This is a genomic window from Alcanivorax sp. IL3 (assembly GCF_047495465.1).
GTDB lineage: Bacteria > Pseudomonadota > Gammaproteobacteria > Pseudomonadales > Alcanivoracaceae > Alcanivorax > Alcanivorax jadensis.
Window position 1 is genome coordinate 130759 of sequence record NZ_CP179931.1, and the last position, 19963, is coordinate 150721.

Sequence of the window (19963 nt, forward strand, 5' to 3'; positions counted from 1 at the left end):
CGCCGCTCCTACAGCGGCTTCGCATCCAGGTTTTCGCAACTCGAAACTCGTACCTCGCTCCTGGCCTTTTCAAAACGTATCCACAAACGGCCGACCACCACTCCCACCCCGGTGCCCGGACGCATTCAACCCGCGCAACAACCACTGGCGACTTTCCACGGGATCGATCACCGCATCGATCTCCAGGAAGCTGGCCATGTTTAGCGCTTTGCCCTGCTGGTAGGCCTTGGCCACCAGTTTGTCGAACAGCCGTTGCTGTTTCTCCGGGCTGGGCTGGGCCGCCAGTTCCTTGGCGAAGCCTAGGCGCACCGCGCCTTCCAGCCCCATGGCGCCGAATTCGGCACTGGGCCAGGCGGCGGTGAACAGCGGCGAATGGAAACTCCCCGCTGCCATGGCCTGGGCACCCAGGCCGTAGCCCTTGCGCAGCACCAGCGTAAAGAACGGCACGGTGAGGCTGGCAGCGGTGACAAACATGCGCGACACATGGCGGACGGTGGCCTGTTTCTCGGCCTCCGGTCCCACCATGAAACCGGGAGTGTCACACAGTGACACCATGGGCAAACCGAAAGCCTCGCACAGCTGCATAAAGCGCGCCGCCTTGTCGCCGCCCACCGCATCGATGGCGCCACCCAGGTGGCCGGGATTGTTGGCGATCAACCCAAAGGGGCGACCTTCGATACGCACCAGGGCGGTGATCATGCCCGGGGCAAATTCCTTGCGCAGTTCCAACACCGAACCGCTGTCCGCCAGGGTGTCGATGACCTGGCGGATATCGTAAACCCGGGTGCGTTTTTCCGGGATACGATGTCGCAACTCACGCTGGTCGGCGGCCTGCCAGTCGCTCACCCGGCCCTGGAAGTAGGACAGGTACTGCTTGGCCACGGCCACCGCTTCCGCCTCGTCCTCGACGATCACATCCGCCACACCGTTGGGCCCCTGCACACTCACCGGCCCCACCTGCTCCGGGGTGAACCGGCCCAGGCCGCCCCCTTCGATCATGGCCGGCCCGGCCATGCCGATGCTGGCGTCTTTCGTGGCGATGATCACATCGCAACAACCTAGCAGGGCCGCGTTACCGGCGAAGCACCGCCCGGAGCCGATGCCCACCAATGGCACCTGGCCGGACAGCGCCGCCATGGCAGCAAAGGTATGACAATCCAGCCCGGCCACGCCGACAAAATCCGTATCGCCGGGGCGCCCGCCACCGCCCTCGGCGAACAGCGCCAGCGGCATCTTCCATTGCCCGGCCAGCTGCAGCAGGCGGTCGGTTTTCTTGTGGTTCATCATCCCCTGGGTGCCGGCGAACACGGTGTAGTCGTAGCTCATGGCCAGCACCCGGGCGGCCTCGTCGCCGAACTGCTCGGCATTGACGGTGCCGGTGCCACCGATCAGGCCATCCGCCGGGCTCATAGCCTGCAACTCTGCGGCACTGCGGCGACGGCGCTGGGCCGCCAAAGCCATGGCGCCGTATTCCTGGAAGCTGTCCGCATCGAGCAGATCGTCGAGATTTTCCCGGGCGGTGCGCTTGCCTTTGCTGTGGCGTTTTTCCACCGCCTGGGGTCGGCCGGCATCGCTGATGGCCTGGTGGCGATCCAGCACTTCCGCCAGATCCTGGCGGATATGATCCAGGTCCACGCTTTCCTCCGTGGCGATGGCGTCACCCTCCACGTCACCGGGTTCCACAAACAACAGCGGCGAGGCGTCGTTCAGGGCATCGCCTTCCTGGGCGGCCAGGCTATGCACCCGGCCGGCGATGGCGGCGCGCACTTCGAATTCCATCTTCATGGCTTCCAACACCGCCACCACCTGGCCCACCTGCACCGTGTCGCCCTGCTGCACCAGCAAGGACACCAACACGCCGGTGGTGGGGCTGGTCAAGGCCTCGCAACCCGCCGGGGTGGCAAGGGTGTCAGCCTGTGGAGATGAATCGGCAGACGGCAAGTCCGGGGCCACATCACTGGGCAGGGCCCGCAACAGTTCTGGCAGGTGGGTTTCCACATAGCGGGTGGTCACCGCATTGGCCTGCACCGCATCGCTGGCCAGCAAGGCCTGCAGCAGCGGCAGGTTGCTTTGCACACCCTCAATGCGGGTCTGTTTTAGGGCCCGGCGGGCCCGTTGCAGCACCGAGGGATAGTCCGCGCCGGTAACGATCAGCTTGGCCAGCAGGGAATCGTAGGCCGGGCTGACCGGGTAACCAGCATAGCCGTAACCATCCACCCGAATCCCCGGCCCGCTGGCGGGTTCATAGGCGGTGAGGGTGCCCGCCGAGGGCGCGGTGCTGCCATCGGCCTTGAGGGTTTCCAGGTTGAGGCGCAGCTGTACCGCCATGCCGTTACAGGCCGGTGGGGTGAGCAGATTCAGGTCAGCCAGACTGGCCCCCGCCGCCAGCCGAATCTGGCTCTGCACCAGATCCACCCCGGTGACCTGCTCGGTGACCGTGTGCTCCACCTGCACCCGGGGGTTGGCTTCCATAAAGTAGAAACGGCCCTGCCCCGGCTCCACCAGAAACTCGAAGGTGCCGATGCCCAGATAGTTCACCGCCTTGGCCAGCGTCAGGGCGCTGTCGATGATGCGATCACGCAAGCCAGCATCGAGACCCGGCGCCGGGGCGAACTCCACCAGTTTCTGGTGACGACGCTGCAAGGTGCAGTCCCGCTCCCACAGATGGCTCACCGCCCCGCTGCCATCACCCAGCACCTGAACCTCGATATGGCGGGCGGCGGGCACCAGCTGCTCTACATACACCGCCTCATTACCGAAGGCCGCTTTCGCCTCGGACTGACAACGCTGAAACGCCGCCTCAAGATCTGCCGGGTCAGTAACCGCTCGCATACCGCGCCCGCCCCCGCCGCTCAGGGCCTTGATCATCACCCCGCTTCCCTCAACCTCCAGCGAGGCCATAGAGGCCCGGGCTTCCTCCAGCGTCACCGCCTGCTCGGTGCCCTGCACCAGCGGCACCTGGCAACGAGCCGCCAACGCCCGAGCCGAGGCCTTGTCGCCAAACAACCGCAGAGTCTCCGCCCCCGGCCCGATCAACGTCAGCCCGGCCCGGTCACACTGTTCGGCAAACTCCGCATTCTCGGCCAGAAAGCCATACCCCGGATGGATCGCCTCACAACCCTGCTCCCTGGCAACCGCAATCAACTGCGACCCATCCAGATAAGCCGGCACCCCCCGCCCCGACAACGCCACCGCCGCATCCACCTGACGGGTGTGCAGGGAGTGCTGATCATCCTCCGCAAACACCCCCACGGACCGAATGCCCAGATCCGCACAGGCGTTGGCAATACGAATGGCAATCTCGCCACGGTTGGCAATCAGAATGGCAGAAAACGGGACGGGCACGGCGGACTCCAGTCTTTGGTTCGACGGCAAAGACCACAGTGTAGCCAGTTGGGGTTATCGATGGCATTGATCGGGGTGCATGAAGGATTATGCATTGGGTTAATGCTGACTTGTCGAGATAAAGGGCAAGGGGCAAGACCTGACCCCCATAGTCCTGAATATTCGGGTGGACGGCGGTGCGGTTAGGTATGTTTAAATCTTGTTCGGTGCACAGGACGAGACTTGTGCCCTGTTATCGCTCCGTCACAAACGATGTCATGCTTGATTTTTAAGCCTGGTAACTGAAGTTCAGTAAATTATGAATGTTGCTATTAGTTGGTATCAAAAAGAAGAGTGGGAAAAAATGAAAGCTCTCTCGGTAGATGCAGAGACGCTGGATGATGACTATGAAAGCTGGAAGAAAAATGCAAATTCGCTGATAGCATCGCTAAAGGAAAATGGCGTGGCCGCCCAAAAAGTCTCCGTCAACGCTGAGAAGCTCTTAGAGTGGTGCCAGGAGCAAGGAAGGCCGCTCAATGGCGAGGCAAGATCGGCCTATGCCGTTCACATTTTGCAGCAGCGCCACGAGAAAAGCGCACGGGGCAAGACCTGACCCCCATGGCCGAGTTATGGCCGAGTTATGCTTTTTTTGGGCTTTCCATTTCTTCAATATAATCAACCAACTCATGGAGTTGAGTGCTTGGGTTCATCTCTCCCTCTCTGCTGGCAGCTTCCAGAATCTTCAAAGATCTAGACCTTGCATCATTTAGCCGCTCTTTTAATTCCCTATACAGACTTGACCTACCTTTATCATAGTTTGGCATGACATCGTCTTTCTTGAGTTCGCGAATCAACTCATCTCCAGGAGATTTCTTTCCGGACCGGACAAATGGCTTCCGAGTTAACAAAAAATGTAAAAGCAGCCAAAATTCAAAACTCGGGTACGAAGCCACTATTTGAACATTGCTTAAACCGTTTGCCTCCGAACAAGCCTTACCAAAGCTCGGGTGTTCATCCCTATCAATCACACAGAATATTTTTTCATATTTGTTTTTATTTTTTCTAGCATAATTAATTATGCCTTCTGGGTCAGTATTACCACAGTGAGAAACTTTAACTTTAGCATTAGACCTAAAATCTACGCACAAATCCTCCAAGTAATTCTTACTCGATTTACTATCCTCACACACAATAAGCACATGCGGCTGCGGCTTGAACTTCGCTCCCCCTCGACTAAAAGAACTCCCTTTCCTACCCTTCAAAACTTCACACCCCCTTCACTATAGGAAGCCCTTTGTATCTTCCTTCATAGTACCTTTTCTCAATATCCTCGCTCTCTCTTCCTTCAAAATCATGGACAGAAAAAAGAACAGTTGCTCCATTAGAATCACGATCAGTAATCCAAAACTGATCTCTCCTCATGAGCTTTGAATCCATAAGATGTGTATCGTGTGTCGTGAAAATCAATTGCGCACTGTTGTTTTTAGCTGAAATATGAGACGCAACGAGCTTACACACAATGTGAGGATGCAAACTACTATCTAGCTCATCAACAACTAAGCAACTCGTAGAATCATTCTTGTTTTTCAACATCCACGGGAGCCAGAAGCCAAGAAGATTTCTAGTTCCTTCCGACTCTTCGGAAAAATAAAAATCTGCCTTTCCAAGGTTTGTCTCATGACTCAAAATCATTTTTCTTTTCGGCTCATTATAAAGATCTGACTCTTTCAGCTCGCTTGTCTCATCTCCATCAAAAGAAGTCTCATCAAACCGTATTCCACTAACCGGAATGTCATTTTCTTTCAAAAAATCAACCACTTCTTGCATTATTTCCGGCGAATAAGCCATAACTTTTTGCAAAGCTTTAGCAAAATTTTGCATCAAAGAAGGAGATTGTACTATAGCTAAGCCAGAGGATAGCCAAGAGAAGGGATGCTTTAGCTGTTGCAAGTCATCGCTACTATTTGCTACGGCCTGCGAAATAAACAAAGATCTAGGCCCAGTCAGCTTTTTCCAAACATTATTTACCTCTTCCCCGCCTTCAAGAGATTCACCAAAAATATAATTTTCATTACCTGCTTCATCCAGCGACCTCTCATAAAGAAGCCTTTCTTTTCCTTTAGGATAGGCTATTAATCTCTCCTCATGGATGCGATTAATATCTAAAGCAACATTGAATTGATACCTAACTCGGTTAGCAATGAAGTGAATCTCAAACTTGCTTGGCTTATCCGACAGGTGTCTATCAAACCTAAACGCTATAGGGTTCTTGAAAGGAAATTCCTCTCCAGGCTTCATAGAAGCCAGCACAGTCACCAAATTTAGCGCTTTAACAAAATTGCTTTTCCCTGAAGCATTTGGTCCGTAAATCGCCGCGACTTTTAGTAAGTTTGGCAATTTCTCCCCGTCAACATCAGGCGCAAATACATTATCCCTTTTACGTAGCCGGCCGGCAGCCACCATAGAGAACACTTGCCGGTCACGGAACGACCTATAATTTTCAACCGCAATCTCTATCAACATACAAAAAATCTGCACATGGGATCTATTTATGGCGAAACATACACTATTTCTTATATTTTCTACAGTTTTTCTGCAGAAATGTACTTTTAAATTCTACCGCAAGCTCAGCTGACCCAAATATACCCAGAACTGTCACAATAAAGCACCAGAGACTACACAAGACTGGGTCTTGCCCAGCCCCTTCTTGCCCTTTTCCCAGCCAACCACCATCGATATAGCGCCGCCAGCGACGCTCCTACGGCAAGATTATGGTTATCTGCCATAAAAAAGCCCGGCATCGCCGGGCTTTCGTTATCAATTATCCATTCTCAATTATCAATTTTTACTCCACCGTCACCGACTTCGCCAGATTCCTAGGCTGATCCACATCCGTCCCCCGCAGCACCGCCACATGGTAGCTGAGCAACTGCAACGGCACGGTATAGACGATCGGGGCAATGGTTTCCGGCACCGCCGGCATGTTCAGCACGTGGATGCCTTCGCCTTCTTTCACGTGGGCATTTTTGTCGGCGAATACGTACAGCTCACCGCCGCGGGCGCGGACTTCCTGCAGGTTGGATTTGAGCTTTTCCAGCAGTTCGTCGTTGGGGGCCACGGAGACCACCGGCATGTCGCTGTCTACCAGGGCCAGGGGGCCGTGCTTGAGCTCGCCGGCCGGGTAGGCTTCGGCGTGGATGTAGGAAATTTCCTTGAGCTTGAGGGCACCTTCCAGGGCCACCGGGAATTGCACGCCACGGCCCAGGAACAGGGTGTGGTGTTTTTCAACGAAGGCTTCGGAAAGCTTCTCGATGGGCTTGTCCAGCGCAACGGTCTGTTCGATCAGGTTGGGCAGCTGGCGCAATTCGTCGAGGATGCCTTCGATGCGGGCATCATCCAGGCCTTTCTGCCGCCCCAGGGCCAGCACCAGCATGAGCAGGCCGGTGAGCTGGGTGGTGAAGGCCTTGGTAGAGGCCACGCCGATTTCCGGGCCGGCCTTGGTGAGGAACACCAGTTCGGATTCACGCACCAGGGAGGAGCTGTCCACGTTGCAGATGGCCAGGCGACCCACGTAGTTGGGTGACTGGGTGTCACGCAGAGCCGCCAGGGTGTCGGCGGTTTCGCCGCTCTGGGAGATGGTGACGAATAGGGTGCCTTCCGGTACCACATGGTTGCGGTAGCGGAATTCGCTGGCCACTTCCACCTGGCAGGGAATGCCGGCGATGTCTTCCAGCCAGTAACGGGCCACCATGCCGGCGTGGTAGCTGGTGCCGCAGGCGACGATCTGCACGGTTTTCACCCGGTCGAAGATGGCTGGGGCTTTTTCGCCGAAGGCGTCGATCAGGCTCGCCGGGCTGTCGATGCGACCTTCCAGGGTTTTCTGGATGGCCGCCGGCTGCTCGAAGATTTCCTTCTGCATGTAGTGGCGGTATTCGCCTTTTTCCGCGTCTTCGTGGGTGCCGTCGAATTCGTGGGTGTCGCGGTTGGCCAGGTTACCCTGTGCATCGACGATGCGGATGTTGTCGGTGCTGATTTCCGCCTGATCGCCCTCTTCCAGGAAGATGAAACGGTTGGTCACCGGCAGCAGGGCCAGCTGGTCGGAGGCGATGTAGTTTTCGTCGATACCCAGGCCGATCACCAGCGGGCTGCCGGAGCGCACGGCGACCAGTTTATGGGGCTCGTCCTTGTGGATCACGCCCAGGGCGTAGGCGCCATCCAGTTTCTTCACCACTTGCTGGACGGCGGTAAACAGATCCACGCCGGTGGCCAGTATCTGGTGGAGCAGGTGCACGATGACTTCGGTGTCGGTCTGGGACTGGAAGTCATAACCGGCGGCTTCCAGTTCGTCTTTCAGTTCCTGGAAGTTTTCGATGATGCCGTTGTGCACCAGGGCCAGATCGCTGCCTGACATGTGCGGGTGGGCGTTGGCTTCCGAGGGTTTGCCGTGGGTCGCCCAGCGGGTGTGCGCAATACCGGTGAAACCGGTGGTTTGCTCGTCCACGGTGGCGCTTTCCAGGCCAGCTACCTTGCCCTGGCGGCGCACCCGGGTAATGCCGGAATCATTGAGCAGCGCCACACCGGCGCTGTCGTAGCCCCGGTATTCCAGGCGCTTGAGGCCAGTGATCAGGATATTGGTGACATTACGCTGGGCAATGGCCCCGACGATTCCACACATGTTGGTTTCCTTGAATATTGCTTGCCGGCAGTGCTTGCCGGTCCACTGCCCTGTCTATTCGCCATGCGCGCATGGCTCCAACGAATTCGATTACTTCCTTTGCGGCCGTTTCCAGTCGCTGACGTTGCGCTGCTGGCCGCGGGCTACGGCCAGGCCGTTGTCGTCCACGTCCTTGGTGATGGTGCTGCCGGCGCCGACGGTGGCATTTTCGCCGATGGTAACCGGTGCCACCAGTGACGAATTGGAGCCGATGAAGGCACCGTCTTTCATCACTGTCTGGAATTTGTTGGCGCCATCGTAATTGCAGGTGATGGTGCCGGCGCCCACATTGACGCCCTTACCGATCTGGCTGTCGCCGATGTAGGTAAGATGGTTCACCTTGGAACCCTCGCCCACATAGGACTTCTTGGTTTCCACAAAGTTGCCGATCCTGGCCTTGTCGGCCAATTCCGTGCCGGGGCGCAGACGGGCATAGGGGCCGATGGTGCAGTGCTCGCCGACGATGGCGCCATCCACCAGGCTGTTGGCCTCGATGACAGTGCCGGCACCGATGTTGGTATCGCGGATAATGCAGTTGGGGCCGATGACCACACCTTCCTCGATGGTGACATCGCCTTCCAGCACCACGTTCACATCGATGATCACATCCGTGGCGATCTGCACGCTGCCGCGCACGTCCAGGCGATTCGGATCGCGCAGGGTGACGCCGTCGCGCATCAGGGATTCGGCCTGGGCCAGCTGGTAGATGCGCTCCAGGCGGGATAGCTGCACCCGGTCGTTAATACCGTCCACTTCCCAGGCGAATTCCGGCTGCAGGGTTTCCACGGTCAGGCCGGACTGCACCGCCATGGCGATCACGTCGGTCAGGTAGTATTCGCCCTGGGCATTATTACTGGACAGTTTTGGCAGGCAGTCATCCAGGAAGCCACGGGTGCAGGCGAGGATGCCGGTGTTGATTTCCGGGATACCCAGTTCCGCTTCGCTGGCGTCTTTCTGCTCAACGATGCGCTGCACATTGTTCTGGCCATCGCGGACGATGCGGCCATAGCCGCTGGGGTCGTCCAGGGTCAGGGTCATCAGCGCCAGGGTCTTGTCATCCACGGAGGCGACAAAATCCCGCAGGGTTTCCGGGCGGATCAGGGGGACGTCGCCGTACAGCACCAGTACGATATCTTCCTTGACCAGGGGCATCGCCTGGGCCACCGCATGACCGGTGCCCAGCTGCTCGGCCTGCTCGGCCCACTTCAGGTGATCGCCATTGACGATCTCTTTCACCTGATCCCCACCGTGGCCGTAGACGATGATGGTGTTGTCGGCGGCCAGGCTGGTGGCGGCATCCACCACATGCTGGACCATGGCTTTGCCGGCCACTTCATGCAGCACCTTGGGCAACGCACTTTTCATGCGGGTGCCTTTGCCGGCGGCGAGAATGACGACTGCAATAGACCCTGAACTCATACCCTGTCCTTATGTTTTACCCTTGTCGCGATCTGCCCTGCGGCTTTATAGCATGACATCGTGACATTTCTGTCTCTTGACCTGAATCCATGGTTTCAGCGTGGATGCATGGCGTAAGAATTTGTTGTCACAGGGAATTTTCTGAAGAAGCGTCGCATCTGGGAATGCGATCGACTGAAGAAAATTTTCTGTGGCGGCAAAGGCTTACGTCAGGCGCCGCGATCAAGTCATGGACTCAGGTCTATGACAGAAACAAAAAAGGGTAGCACTTGGCTACCCCCCTCTGTGTTGAAGAATTGCAAAAGGTGCTTACCGCCCTTTCTTCTTCAACTGCTGAATTGCGCGCAACTGGGCCACAGACTCGGCCAGGGTAGCGGCGGCACGGGAATAATCCATTTCGGAGTTCTTCCCTTCCAGTGCTTCCTTGGCGCGCTGTTTTGCCTGTTCGGCAGCAGCTTCATCCATGTTGTCGGCACGTTCTGCGGTATCGGCCAGCACAGTTACCAGCTTCGGCTGCACTTCCAGGAAGCCGCCGGATACATAGAACACTTCTTCTTCACCATTCTGCTTCTTCACCCGTACCGGACCCGGCTTGAGCCGGGTCAGCAGCGGGGCGTGGCCCGGCATGATACCGAGATCGCCTTCCACACCGGAGGCCACCACGATTTCAACCAGACCGGAGAACAGCTGGCGTTCTGCACTAACAATGTCGCAATGCACGGTCATCGCCATTTGCTTGTCTCCCGGTGCAGGTTACTTGCTACGTTTGTTGTAGGCTTCTACCACTTCGTCGATAGAACCCTTCATGTAGAAATCCTGCTCCGGGATGTGATCGTAATCACCGTCAAGGATGCCCCGGAAACCGGTGAGGGTGTCCTTCAGGGAAACATACTTGCCCGGAGAGCCAGTAAATACTTCGGCCACGAAGAACGGCTGGGACAGGTAACGTTCGATCTTACGAGCACGGGCAACGATGGTCTTGTCTTCTTCAGACAGTTCGTCCATGCCCAGGATCGCAATGATGTCCTTCAGTTCCTTGAAGCGCTGCAGTACAGACTGCACGCCACGGGCCACGTCGTAGTGTTCCTGACCAATCACCAGCGGATCCAGCTGACGAGAGGTGGAATCCAGCGGATCGATCGCCGGGTAGATACCCTTGGAGGCGATGTCACGGCTCAGTACCACGGTCGCATCAAGGTGAGCAAAGGTGGTTGCCGGAGACGGGTCAGTCAAGTCATCCGCAGGTACGTATACGGCCTGAACGGAGGTAATGGAACCGGTCTTGGTGGAAGTAATACGTTCCTGCAGAACGCCCATCTCTTCCGCCAGGGTCGGCTGGTAACCTACCGCTGAAGGCATACGGCCCAGCAGTGCAGATACTTCGGTACCGGCCAGGGTGTAACGGTAGATGTTATCCACGAAGAACAGTACGTCACGGCCTTCGTCACGGAACTTCTCGGCCATGGTCAGACCGGTCAGCGCTACACGCAGACGGTTACCTGGCGGCTCGTTCATCTGACCGTAAACCAGCGATACTTTATCCAGTACGTTGGAGTCCTTCATTTCGTGGTAGAAGTCGTTACCCTCACGAGTACGCTCACCCACACCGGCAAACACGGAGAAACCGGAGTGCTCGATCGCGATGTTCCGGATCAGCTCCATCATGTTTACGGTTTTACCTACACCCGCACCACCGAACAGGCCAACCTTACCGCCTTTGGCGAAAGGACAAACCAGGTCGATTACCTTGATGCCGGTTTCCAGCAGTTCGTTGGTGGCTGCCTGGTCCGCATAGGTAGGAGCAGCACGGTGAATCGGCATGCGCTCTTCTTCACCGATCGGGCCGGCTTCGTCGATGGGTCGACCCAGCACGTCCATGATACGGCCCAAGGTCTTGGTGCCCACCGGAACCTGAATCGGCTCACCGGTGTCGACCACGTCAAGACCACGCTTCAGACCTTCGGTGGAGCCCATGGCAATGGTACGGACAACGCCGTCGCCCAGCTGTTGCTGAACTTCCAGCGTGGTTTCAGTACCGTCCACGGTGAGGGCGTCATATACCTTCGGTACGCCGTCGCGCGGGAATTCCACGTCGATCACAGCACCGATGATCTGAACAATACGACCGCTACTCATGCTTGCATCCTCTTAACTTGCGTTTTTGCCGCGTTCTTTCTACCAGTCTGCTGACAAATCAGACCGCAGCAGCACCACCAACGATTTCGGAGATTTCCTGCGTAATAGCAGCCTGGCGTGCTTTGTTGTACACCAGCTGCAGATCACGAATGATGTCGCCGGCGTTATCACTGGCCGCTTTCATCGCTACCATTCGCGCTGCCTGCTCACAGGCATTGTTTTCTACCACGCCCTGATACACCTGGGACTCGATGAACCGCACCAGCAACTCGTCGAGCAGTGCTTTCGGAGCCGGCTCGTAAATATAGTCCCAGTGGCGCTTGAACTCTTCATCATCTGCTGCTTCCAGCGGCAGCATCTGAATGTTCTTGGGCGCCTGGGTCATGGTGTTCACGAACTCGTTGTACACGATGTACAAGCGGTCGATCTCACCATTATCGTAGGCATCCAGCATCGCCTTGATGGAACCGATCAGGTCGTTCAGGTGCGGGGAATCCCCCAGACCGGACACTGTCGCTTCCACATTGCCGCCAACACTCTTGAAGAAAGAAACACCCTTGGAGCCCACTACGCAGTACTGGGCCTTGGCGCCTTTTTCTTCCCACTCTCGCGAGCTTTTGACGACATTCTTGAGCAGGTTTACGTTGAGGCCACCGCAGAGACCCCGATCGGAGGTCACTACGATGTAGCCAACGTTCTTCACTTCCCGCTCTTGCAGGTAGCTGTGCCGGTATTCCAGATCGGCATTGGCCAGATGTGCAACCACCTGACGCATACGAGTTGCGTAGGGCTTGCTTGCCGCCATACGCTCCTGCGCTTTACGCATCTTGGAGGCTGCCACCATTTCCATTGCACGGGTAATCTTCTTCGTGCTCTGGACGCTGGCAATTTTGCCTTTGATCTCTTTACCGCTGGCCATAGGAAGTACCCTTTTTCAGCGAATTACCAGGTCTGGGTGGCTTTGAACTGATCGAGAGATTCTTTAATCTCGGCTTCGATCTCGCCGTTGTAGTCACCCTTCTCGTTGATTTTGTCCATCAACGCTTTCTTTTCGCTGTTCATGTAATCCAGCAGAGCCGCTTCGAAGGCGCCGATTTTCTCGACTTCCATCCCTTTCAGGTAGCCTTCGTTCGCTGCGTACAGAACAACACCCATTTCGGCAACGCTCATGGGGCTGTACTGCTTCTGTTTCATCAGCTCGGTAACCGCCTGACCATGCTCCAGCTGTTCGCGGGTGGAGTCATCCAGGTCGGATGCGAACTGGGCGAATGCCGCCAGTTCACGGTACTGAGCCAGAGCCAGACGAATACCGCCGCCGAGCTTCTTAACGATCTTGGTCTGCGCGGAGCCACCTACACGGGATACGGATACACCCGCGTTCATCGCCGGACGAATACCGGAGTTGAACAGGTCGGTTTCCAGGAAGATCTGACCATCGGTAATGGAAATTACGTTGGTCGGTACGAAAGCGGAAACGTCACCACCCTGGGTTTCGATGATCGGCAGTGCGGTCAGAGAACCGGTTTTGCCTTTCACTTCACCGTTGGTGAACTGCTCAACGTAATCTTCGTTTACCTTGGCGGCGCGTTCCAGCAGACGGGAGTGCAGGTAGAACACGTCACCAGGATAAGCTTCACGACCCGGAGGACGACGCAGCAGCAGGGAAATCTGACGATATGCCCAGGCTTGCTTGGTCAGATCATCATAAACGATCAGTGCATCTTCGCCGCGATCACGGAAGTACTCGCCCATGGTGCAACCGGCAAACGGTGCCAGGAACTGCATGGAAGCGGGATCGGAAGCGGAGGCCGCAACGATGATGGTGTTTTCCATCGCGCCGTGCTCTTCCAGCTTGCGCACCACGTTGGCAATGGTGGACTGCTTCTGACCGATGGCGACGTAGACACACTTAATGCCGGAGTCTTTCTGGTTGATGATCGCATCAACCGCTACCGCGGTCTTACCAATCTGACGGTCACCAATGATCAGCTCACGCTGACCACGGCCGATCGGCACCATGGCATCAATGGACTTGTAACCGGTCTGGACAGGCTCGTTAACCTCACGACGCCAGATAACGCCAGGCGCTACCTTTTCAACTGCGTCGGTCTGCTTGGCATCGATCGGGCCTTTGCCGTCGATCGGGTTACCCAGGGAGTCCACAACACGACCCAGCAGTTCCGGGCCAGTAGGGACTTCCAGGATGCGGCCGGTACAACGTACCTTCTGACCTTCGGCCAGACCCAGGTAATCACCCAGGACCACGGCACCCACAGAGTCTTGCTCCAGGTTAAGGGCCATGCCGAAGATGCCGCCCTCAAACTCGATCATCTCGCCGAACATCACGTCGGCCAGACCATGAATACGCACGATACCATCGGATACGGATACGACCGTGCCCTCGTTGCGTGCTTCGGTGGAGGTATCAAGTTTCGCAATGCGCGATTTGATAATCTCGCTGATTTCGGACGGGTTGAGTTGCTGCATCTCTAATCCCTCAAACTCAAGAGTTCAGTTGCTCTGCCAGACGATTCAGTCGGCCGCGCACACTGCCATCAATTACGGTATCGCCGGCTCGCACCAGCACGCCCCCAATCAGGGATTGGTCCACGGACGTGGTGACATTCACATCCGTGCCAAGGCGTTTCTTCAGCGCTGTTACCAGCTTCTCGGTTGCAGCGTCGTCCAGATCGAATGCGGAGATAAGCTCCACATCGGTGAACCGCTGCTCCTGGGCCAGAAGCTCGTGGAACAGTTGCAGGATGATCGGCAAAAGCGGCAGGCGCTTGTTTTGCGCCAGCTGGGCAACAAAGTTGCAGCCACTTTCGTCGAGTTCATCGCCACAGACTTCTGCAAAAGCAGAAACCTTGGCAGCGTCATCCAGTTCCGGCTGGTCAAGGTAGGCACGCATGGTGGCATCACCTGCCACTGCCGCTGCCAAGCCCAGCATCTTTTCCCACTTACCCAGGTCGCCTTGTTCCTTTGCAAAAACAAAGGCGGCCTTGGCGTAGGGGCGTGCGATGGTGGTCAGTTCAGCCATGGGTTACCCGTAGTCTCAGAGTTCAGCCGCCAGCTGCTCAAGCATCTGCTTGTGCGCGTCCTGGTTTACTTCGCCAGCCAGTACCTTCTCGGCACCGCTCAGCGCCAGGGCCGCCACTTCTTTCCGCAGTTGCTCACGAGCCTGATTAACCTCTTGGTCAATCTCAGAATGGGCTTTGGCTACCAGACGCTCACCTTCGGTGCGCGCTGCATCTTTAGCCTCTTCCACAATCTGATTAGCCCGGCGATTGGCCTGATCAATAATTTCGGCCGCCTTCTCTTTCGCTTCTTTGAGATTGGCGGTCGCCTTTTCCTGCGCCAGTTCCAGATCACGCTCTGCCCGATCCGCGGCACTCAGGCCCTCGGCAATCTTCTGCTTACGTTCCTCGAGCGCCCGAGAAATCGGAGGCCAAACGAACTTCATGCAGAAGAACACAAACAGGGCAAACCAAATGGCCTGGCCAATTAGTGTCGCATTAATATTCATGCCAACACCTCAATCCGCGTTGCTTAGATTTCCCAAAATCGGGGCTTAAAAAGTAAAGCGCGATTTACTGGAAAATCAGCAGGAACGCGATGGCGATACAGATAATCGGCACAGCATCCAGCAGACCGGCGATGATGAACATGCGAGTTTGCAGCATCGGAGCCAGTTCAGGCTGACGAGCCACAGACTCCAGGAAACGACCACCCATCATGCCGAAGCCCAGACCTGCGCCGATGGCCGCCAGGCCAGCTACGATAGCAGCAGCAAGAAATTGAATGCCTTCCATCTTTACACTCCCGTTAAGTGCTTGGTTGGTTTAATTAAAAACCGGTTTAAAAAAACTTAGTGCTCTTCGACCGCCATGCTCAGATACACGATGGTCAGAACCATGAAGATAAATGCCTGCAGGGTGATTACCAGAATATGGAATACCGCCCAGGGCCAGGCACCTATGAACTGCCAGGTGCCCATCATGGCTGCCAGCAGAATAAACACAAACTCACCCGCGTACATGTTACCGAACAGTCGCAGGCCCAGAGATACCGGCTTGGCCAGCAGAGCAATGGTTTCCAGCAGCAGGTTCACCGGGATCAGAAGTGCTTTGACCACCGGGTTGCCGGATTCAAAAGGATGCAGTGCCAGAGTTCCGACAAATCCGCCCACACCTTTGGTTTTGATGGTGAGGAAGATGATCAGGAACATTACGCTAAATGACATGCCAAGAGTAATGTTCGGATCGGTGGTCGGAACAATCTTGAAGTAGGCTTCGTGAGCGCTCCAGCCGAAGAAGCTCACCATTACCCACTCGAATGTCTTCGGGATAAAGTCCACGGGGACCAGATCCATCAGGTTCATCAGGAAGACCCAGCAGAAGATCACCAGTGACAGCGGGGCGATCAGCTTGCTCTTGCCATGGAAAGAGTCGCGAACCTGGGTATCAATGAACTCGATAATGATTTCTACGAAATTAAGGAAACCGGAAGGAATGCCGGCAGTTGCCTTGCGAGCGCCCAGCCAGAAAAGCAGGCACATGATAATGCCCAGGCCACCAGACCAGACCAGGGAATCCACGTGAAAGGCGGCAAAGCCCATGTCTTTGGCTTCGTTACCGTTACAGGCGAAGGTCCAGGTAGTCTCGGTCAGCGTCTCCGCGTGACCATGGCATTCACGGACATACCCTTCGGGCAGTTTGCCATAGGTCAGATTACCCAGATGGTGCTTGATATACTCGCCGGCGGAGTTCGCTGCCATGTCAAACCTCTGTTAGAGAGCCGATGCCTACAGTCTCAGTCGTCTTGACTGTCTTGTTCTGCCGCTGCTTGCCCGTCCAGGCGTGCCACCTGAACCCAGCCCACAATCTGGGTCAGCATGAAGCCCAGCAGCAGAACCATTGCGATTTTCATTTCCCGCGCTTCAGGGACCTTGGAGAAAGTGAGCCAGAACAGCAACAACATAATTGCGATCTTGCCCATCTCTGCCCGAATCGCTGCCGTCGCCATGCGTTTCGGTGCGCGGTTACCGGGGTGCAGCCATAACTGAAAGCCGCCCCAGGCGTATGCGATCAGGCTGATAGTGCCTCCCCAGGCCGCTACCAGACCGGCCAGCGTACCGGCCAGGGAGGTTACCAGCAGCGCGAATAGCACCAGCGTTACGAGCTGGGCGCGCATTAAGCCCCAGAACAAGGTTCTGTTGGGCTGAAATTCGTTGCTGGTCACCGTAAAGCCTCTGGGCCGATGCAAGTTGATGCCGCACCAGGCGCAAGGTCATGGCACCCCTGATCTTTAGCGCGGCGAAGTATATGTAGTTGGCGCGCTACTGGCAACCGTGCATGGCGGATTGTTCGTCAATGTCAGTGTAAACACGGGATGGAAAAGTGATGAGAGCGGGGCCATGCGCTTTGTGAATTCAATTCACAAAAAGAAATAAACATTAAAATATTTTTGTTTACCCTGCGGCAGGAGCCATCGCCTATGCCCTTGCGGGCAAAACCGGCGCCAACGCTGCCAGCTGTTCCTTATCGCCATGGACAGATAACACCGGCCAGACGGCATCCACCATAGCCGCGGCTTCATCGGTGTGCCTCAGCCGCAACAGGGCACAGGCGGCATCACCCCCGACCATGGCCAGCGTGCACCACACCGCTGGATTGCTGGCTAGCGACTGCAGCCGGTCGAGGGCGTCGCGAAGACAGACTATCGCGGCTTCATTCCGGCCCTGGCGCAATGCCACGACACCTTCCACCCAGGGCACAAAACCATCGCCATATTCCGGCAGCAACGTCGGGTCCACCTCCAGCAGCAGACAATGGGCACGGGCAGCGGAGCCATAACGGGCTTCCATCAACGCATAGTCCAGGGTCTGGCTGGGGTCCTGATCTGAGGCCGCCACCGCATCGCGATGGCAGCGCAGCAGCCTGTCATGGTCCCGGGCTGCCAGGTAGACCCGCGCCTGCTGAGCAGAAAACATGCCCGGCATCAGCATATCCATTACCGGCTGCCACTGCGTCAGTTCCGCCAGGGCGCGATCCAGATCCCCGCTCCGGGCCTGCAGACAGGCCCTCTGGACGGACAGCTCCATGGCCACGGATTCATCACGGATACGGCGACTCAGGCGGTCAGCCAGGGAGCTGGCTTTTTGCCAGTGGCCCAGCGCAATGGCGGACAGCATGGCATCAAAATCCCGGGCGTCGCGGTATTTCCACAGGCCGATGGCCGCCGCTGTCAGGGGCAGAAGCAACAACAGACCGGCCCAGAGTCGATAGTCGGTCAGCCACAGGAACACCGCCCCGGGCACGGCCAACAGCCAGAGCAGCCAGGTTTGCTTGAGCAGCATCAACAGGAAGGGGCGCAGCCCGTGGCGGGCCTGGAAATAGTGGCGTAGTTCGGCGTAGTCCCGATCTGCCAGTCCGCCGGTATCCAGAGGCATGGCGGCGGTCATGGCATCGTTCTGCAGACGCACGGACTGCAGACCCTGCTCCTTGAGCAAGGTCAGTGCTTCAGCGGCGCTAGCCGCATCCTGAATACCGGAAACCGGTTTACCGTCGGCCTCGGCCCGGTAAAGAAACCGCCCCACTACACCCTCCATGGATCCTGCGTCGGACGTGTTACTTGATATGGGCCAGGATGCCGTCCAGTTCATCCAGGTTGTTATAGCTGATCACCAGCTTGCCCTTGTTGCCCTGGCCCTGCTGGATCTGCACCGGTGCCCCCAGACGATCAGACAAATCGCCAATCAGCGCCTTCACGTTGGGGTCTTCCTTCGGTGGTGCCGGTTTGGCGGGTTTGGCTTTTTCGAAATCACGGACCAGTTCTTCGGTCTGGCGCACGGACAGCCCTTTGGCCACCACGGTGCGCGCCGCTTCCACCTGTTTGTTGCCGGTCAGCGCCAGCAGCGCGCGGGCATGGCCCATTTCCAGGTCGCCGTGCTCGAGCAGCTTTTTAACGTCGGATTCCAAGCTCATCAGGCGCAGCAGGTTGGTGACCATGGCGCGGGATTTGCCCACTGCGTCGGCCACCTGCTGGTGGGTCAGCCCGAATTCTTCCTTCAGGCGCCCCAGCGCAATGGCCTCTTCCATGGGATTGAGGTTTTCCCGCTGGATGTTCTCGATCAGCGCCATGGCGATGGCGGCTTCGTCGGGCACCTCGCGGATTACCGCCGGAATGGTGTCCAGCTCGGCCATCTTGGCGGCACGCCAGCGGCGTTCACCGGCAATGATCTCGTAGCGCTTTTCGCCGAGCGGGCGCACCACGATGGGCTGCATGACCCCCTGGGCGCGGATGGACTCGGCCAGCTCTTCCAGGGCATCCGGGGACATGTCACGGCGCGGCTGGTAACGACCGCGTTCCATGCAGTCCACCGGCAGGTGGCGCAACTCGCCATCACGAGGTGGATACTCCACACCGCTGACCCTGTCTTCCTCCTGCTGCTGGATCCGCACTTCGTCCTGGTGCTGCTGGTAGGATTCGCTGCTGCTGAGCAGGGCATCCAGGCCCTTGCTGAGACCGCGTTTACGCTTTGCCGCCATGATGTTTCGTTCCTTATGAAGCTGCTGCAGGCTGGGCCTTGAGCGCCTGCTCACGACGCAGGATCTCACCGGCCAATGCCAGATAGCTGACCGCACCGCGGGATTTCGGATCGTAGGTGATCACCGGCGCGCCGTGGCTGGGGGCTTCCGCCAGCCGCACGTTACGCGGAATGATGGTGCGATACACCTTGTCCCCGAAGTGGCTGATCAACTGGTTGGACACATCGTTGGACAGGCTGTTGCGCGGGTCGTACATGGTGCGCAGCAGGCCGCCGATGTGCAGCTTGGGATTGAGGACCGAGCGGATCTTTTCGATGGTGTTCATCAGCGCGGTCAGACCTTCCAGGGCGTAGTACTCGCACTGGATCGGCACGATCACCGAATCCGCCGCCGTCAACGCATTCACGGTGAGCATGTTCAGGGACGGCGGGCAATCGATGAGGATGTAATCATAGTCGTCGCGGATCCGCGCCAGCGCATTACGCAGGCGAAATTCCTTGGACTTCAGGTCCAGCAACTGGACTTCGGCGGCGGTCAGGTCGCCGTTGGCGGCGATCAGGGCGAAGCCGGATTCTTCCGGCGTACCGGTCACCGCCTGCTCGATGGGCACATCATCGCAGAGCACATCGTAGATGGTGTAATCCGTCTCGAACTTGTCTACCCCGGAGCCGGTGGTGGCATTGCCCTGGGGGTCGATATCCACCAGCAACACTTTCTTGCGGGTGGCTGCCAGCGACGCCGCCAGGTTCACACTGCTGGTGGTCTTCCCCACGCCGCCTTTCTGGTTCGCTACGGCAAATACGGTGGTCACTGCTGTCTC

Annotated in this window: 18 protein-coding genes; 1 reads left to right on the forward strand and 17 read right to left on the reverse strand. The window is 57.2% G+C overall.

Features of this window, described 5'->3' with window-relative positions:
- Nucleotides 1-69: 69 nt before the first annotated feature.
- Nucleotides 70-3345, reverse strand: a complete 3276-nt coding sequence (locus ACMG4M_RS00655) for a carboxyl transferase domain-containing protein (RefSeq protein ID WP_414430520.1) — start codon at nt 3343-3345, stop codon at nt 70-72.
- Nucleotides 3346-3643: 298 nt separating this feature from the next.
- Between ACMG4M_RS00655 and ACMG4M_RS00660 the strand changes: the two genes are divergently transcribed.
- Entirely contained in the window at nt 3644-3937 is a 294-nt protein-coding gene (locus ACMG4M_RS00660; protein WP_414430521.1) for a hypothetical protein, read from the forward strand.
- Between the two features lie 25 nt (nt 3938-3962).
- Here ACMG4M_RS00660 and ACMG4M_RS00665 read toward each other — a convergent pair whose 3' ends face one another.
- The 16 genes from ACMG4M_RS00665 to ACMG4M_RS00740 all read right to left on the reverse strand — a co-directional run bounded on the left by ACMG4M_RS00665 (nt 3963) and on the right by ACMG4M_RS00740 (nt 19954).
- On the reverse strand, nt 3963-4523 hold the full coding sequence (locus ACMG4M_RS00665; protein ID WP_414430522.1) for an RloB family protein: 561 nt from the start codon (nt 4521-4523) through the stop codon (nt 3963-3965).
- A gap of 67 nt (nt 4524-4590) precedes the next feature.
- Nucleotides 4591-5847: an AAA family ATPase gene (locus ACMG4M_RS00670; RefSeq protein ID WP_414430523.1), complete on the reverse strand. Its 1257-nt coding sequence runs from the start codon at nt 5845-5847 to the stop codon at nt 4591-4593.
- 322 nt (nt 5848-6169) lie between these two features.
- The gene (gene glmS / locus ACMG4M_RS00675; protein ID WP_414430524.1) at nt 6170-7999 is read right to left on the reverse strand and encodes a glutamine--fructose-6-phosphate transaminase (isomerizing); all 1830 of its coding nucleotides are present in this window, start codon (nt 7997-7999) and stop codon (nt 6170-6172) included.
- A gap of 90 nt (nt 8000-8089) precedes the next feature.
- Entirely contained in the window at nt 8090-9457 is a 1368-nt protein-coding gene (gene glmU, locus ACMG4M_RS00680) for a bifunctional UDP-N-acetylglucosamine diphosphorylase/glucosamine-1-phosphate N-acetyltransferase GlmU (protein ID WP_414430525.1), read from the reverse strand.
- 309 nt (nt 9458-9766) lie between these two features.
- Entirely contained in the window at nt 9767-10189 is a 423-nt protein-coding gene (locus ACMG4M_RS00685; RefSeq protein ID WP_035245630.1) for a F0F1 ATP synthase subunit epsilon, read from the reverse strand.
- A gap of 21 nt (nt 10190-10210) precedes the next feature.
- The gene (gene atpD / locus ACMG4M_RS00690) at nt 10211-11593 is read right to left on the reverse strand and encodes a F0F1 ATP synthase subunit beta (protein WP_272974851.1); all 1383 of its coding nucleotides are present in this window, start codon (nt 11591-11593) and stop codon (nt 10211-10213) included.
- A gap of 58 nt (nt 11594-11651) precedes the next feature.
- A complete protein-coding gene (gene atpG / locus ACMG4M_RS00695; RefSeq protein ID WP_035245635.1) occupies nt 11652-12512 on the reverse strand; it encodes a F0F1 ATP synthase subunit gamma in 861 nt (286 codons plus the stop codon).
- A 23-nt stretch (nt 12513-12535) separates the two neighbouring features.
- On the reverse strand, nt 12536-14080 hold the full coding sequence (gene atpA / locus ACMG4M_RS00700) for a F0F1 ATP synthase subunit alpha (protein WP_272963053.1): 1545 nt from the start codon (nt 14078-14080) through the stop codon (nt 12536-12538).
- A gap of 16 nt (nt 14081-14096) precedes the next feature.
- Nucleotides 14097-14633, reverse strand: a complete 537-nt coding sequence (locus ACMG4M_RS00705; RefSeq protein ID WP_272962999.1) for a F0F1 ATP synthase subunit delta — start codon at nt 14631-14633, stop codon at nt 14097-14099.
- A 15-nt stretch (nt 14634-14648) separates the two neighbouring features.
- Entirely contained in the window at nt 14649-15119 is a 471-nt protein-coding gene (locus tag ACMG4M_RS00710) for a F0F1 ATP synthase subunit B (RefSeq protein WP_035245638.1), read from the reverse strand.
- A 64-nt stretch (nt 15120-15183) separates the two neighbouring features.
- Nucleotides 15184-15405, reverse strand: coding sequence for a F0F1 ATP synthase subunit C (gene atpE, locus ACMG4M_RS00715; protein WP_007151035.1), 222 nt, complete (start codon nt 15403-15405; stop codon nt 15184-15186).
- A gap of 56 nt (nt 15406-15461) precedes the next feature.
- Complete coding sequence (atpB, locus tag ACMG4M_RS00720; RefSeq protein ID WP_272963000.1) at nt 15462-16370, reverse strand: F0F1 ATP synthase subunit A; 909 nt, start codon at nt 16368-16370, stop codon at nt 15462-15464.
- 35 nt (nt 16371-16405) lie between these two features.
- The gene (locus tag ACMG4M_RS00725; protein ID WP_272980109.1) at nt 16406-16834 is read right to left on the reverse strand and encodes an ATP synthase subunit I; all 429 of its coding nucleotides are present in this window, start codon (nt 16832-16834) and stop codon (nt 16406-16408) included.
- Between the two features lie 253 nt (nt 16835-17087).
- Nucleotides 17088-18191 carry a hypothetical protein gene (locus tag ACMG4M_RS00730; RefSeq protein ID WP_414430526.1) on the reverse strand — a complete coding sequence of 368 codons (1104 nt, stop codon included), beginning with the start codon at nt 18189-18191 and terminating at the stop codon, nt 17088-17090.
- 31 nt (nt 18192-18222) lie between these two features.
- Entirely contained in the window at nt 18223-19143 is a 921-nt protein-coding gene (locus ACMG4M_RS00735) for a ParB/RepB/Spo0J family partition protein (RefSeq protein ID WP_272963003.1), read from the reverse strand.
- A gap of 13 nt (nt 19144-19156) precedes the next feature.
- Entirely contained in the window at nt 19157-19954 is a 798-nt protein-coding gene (locus ACMG4M_RS00740) for a ParA family protein (protein WP_035245651.1), read from the reverse strand.
- Nucleotides 19955-19963 lie beyond the last annotated feature (9 nt).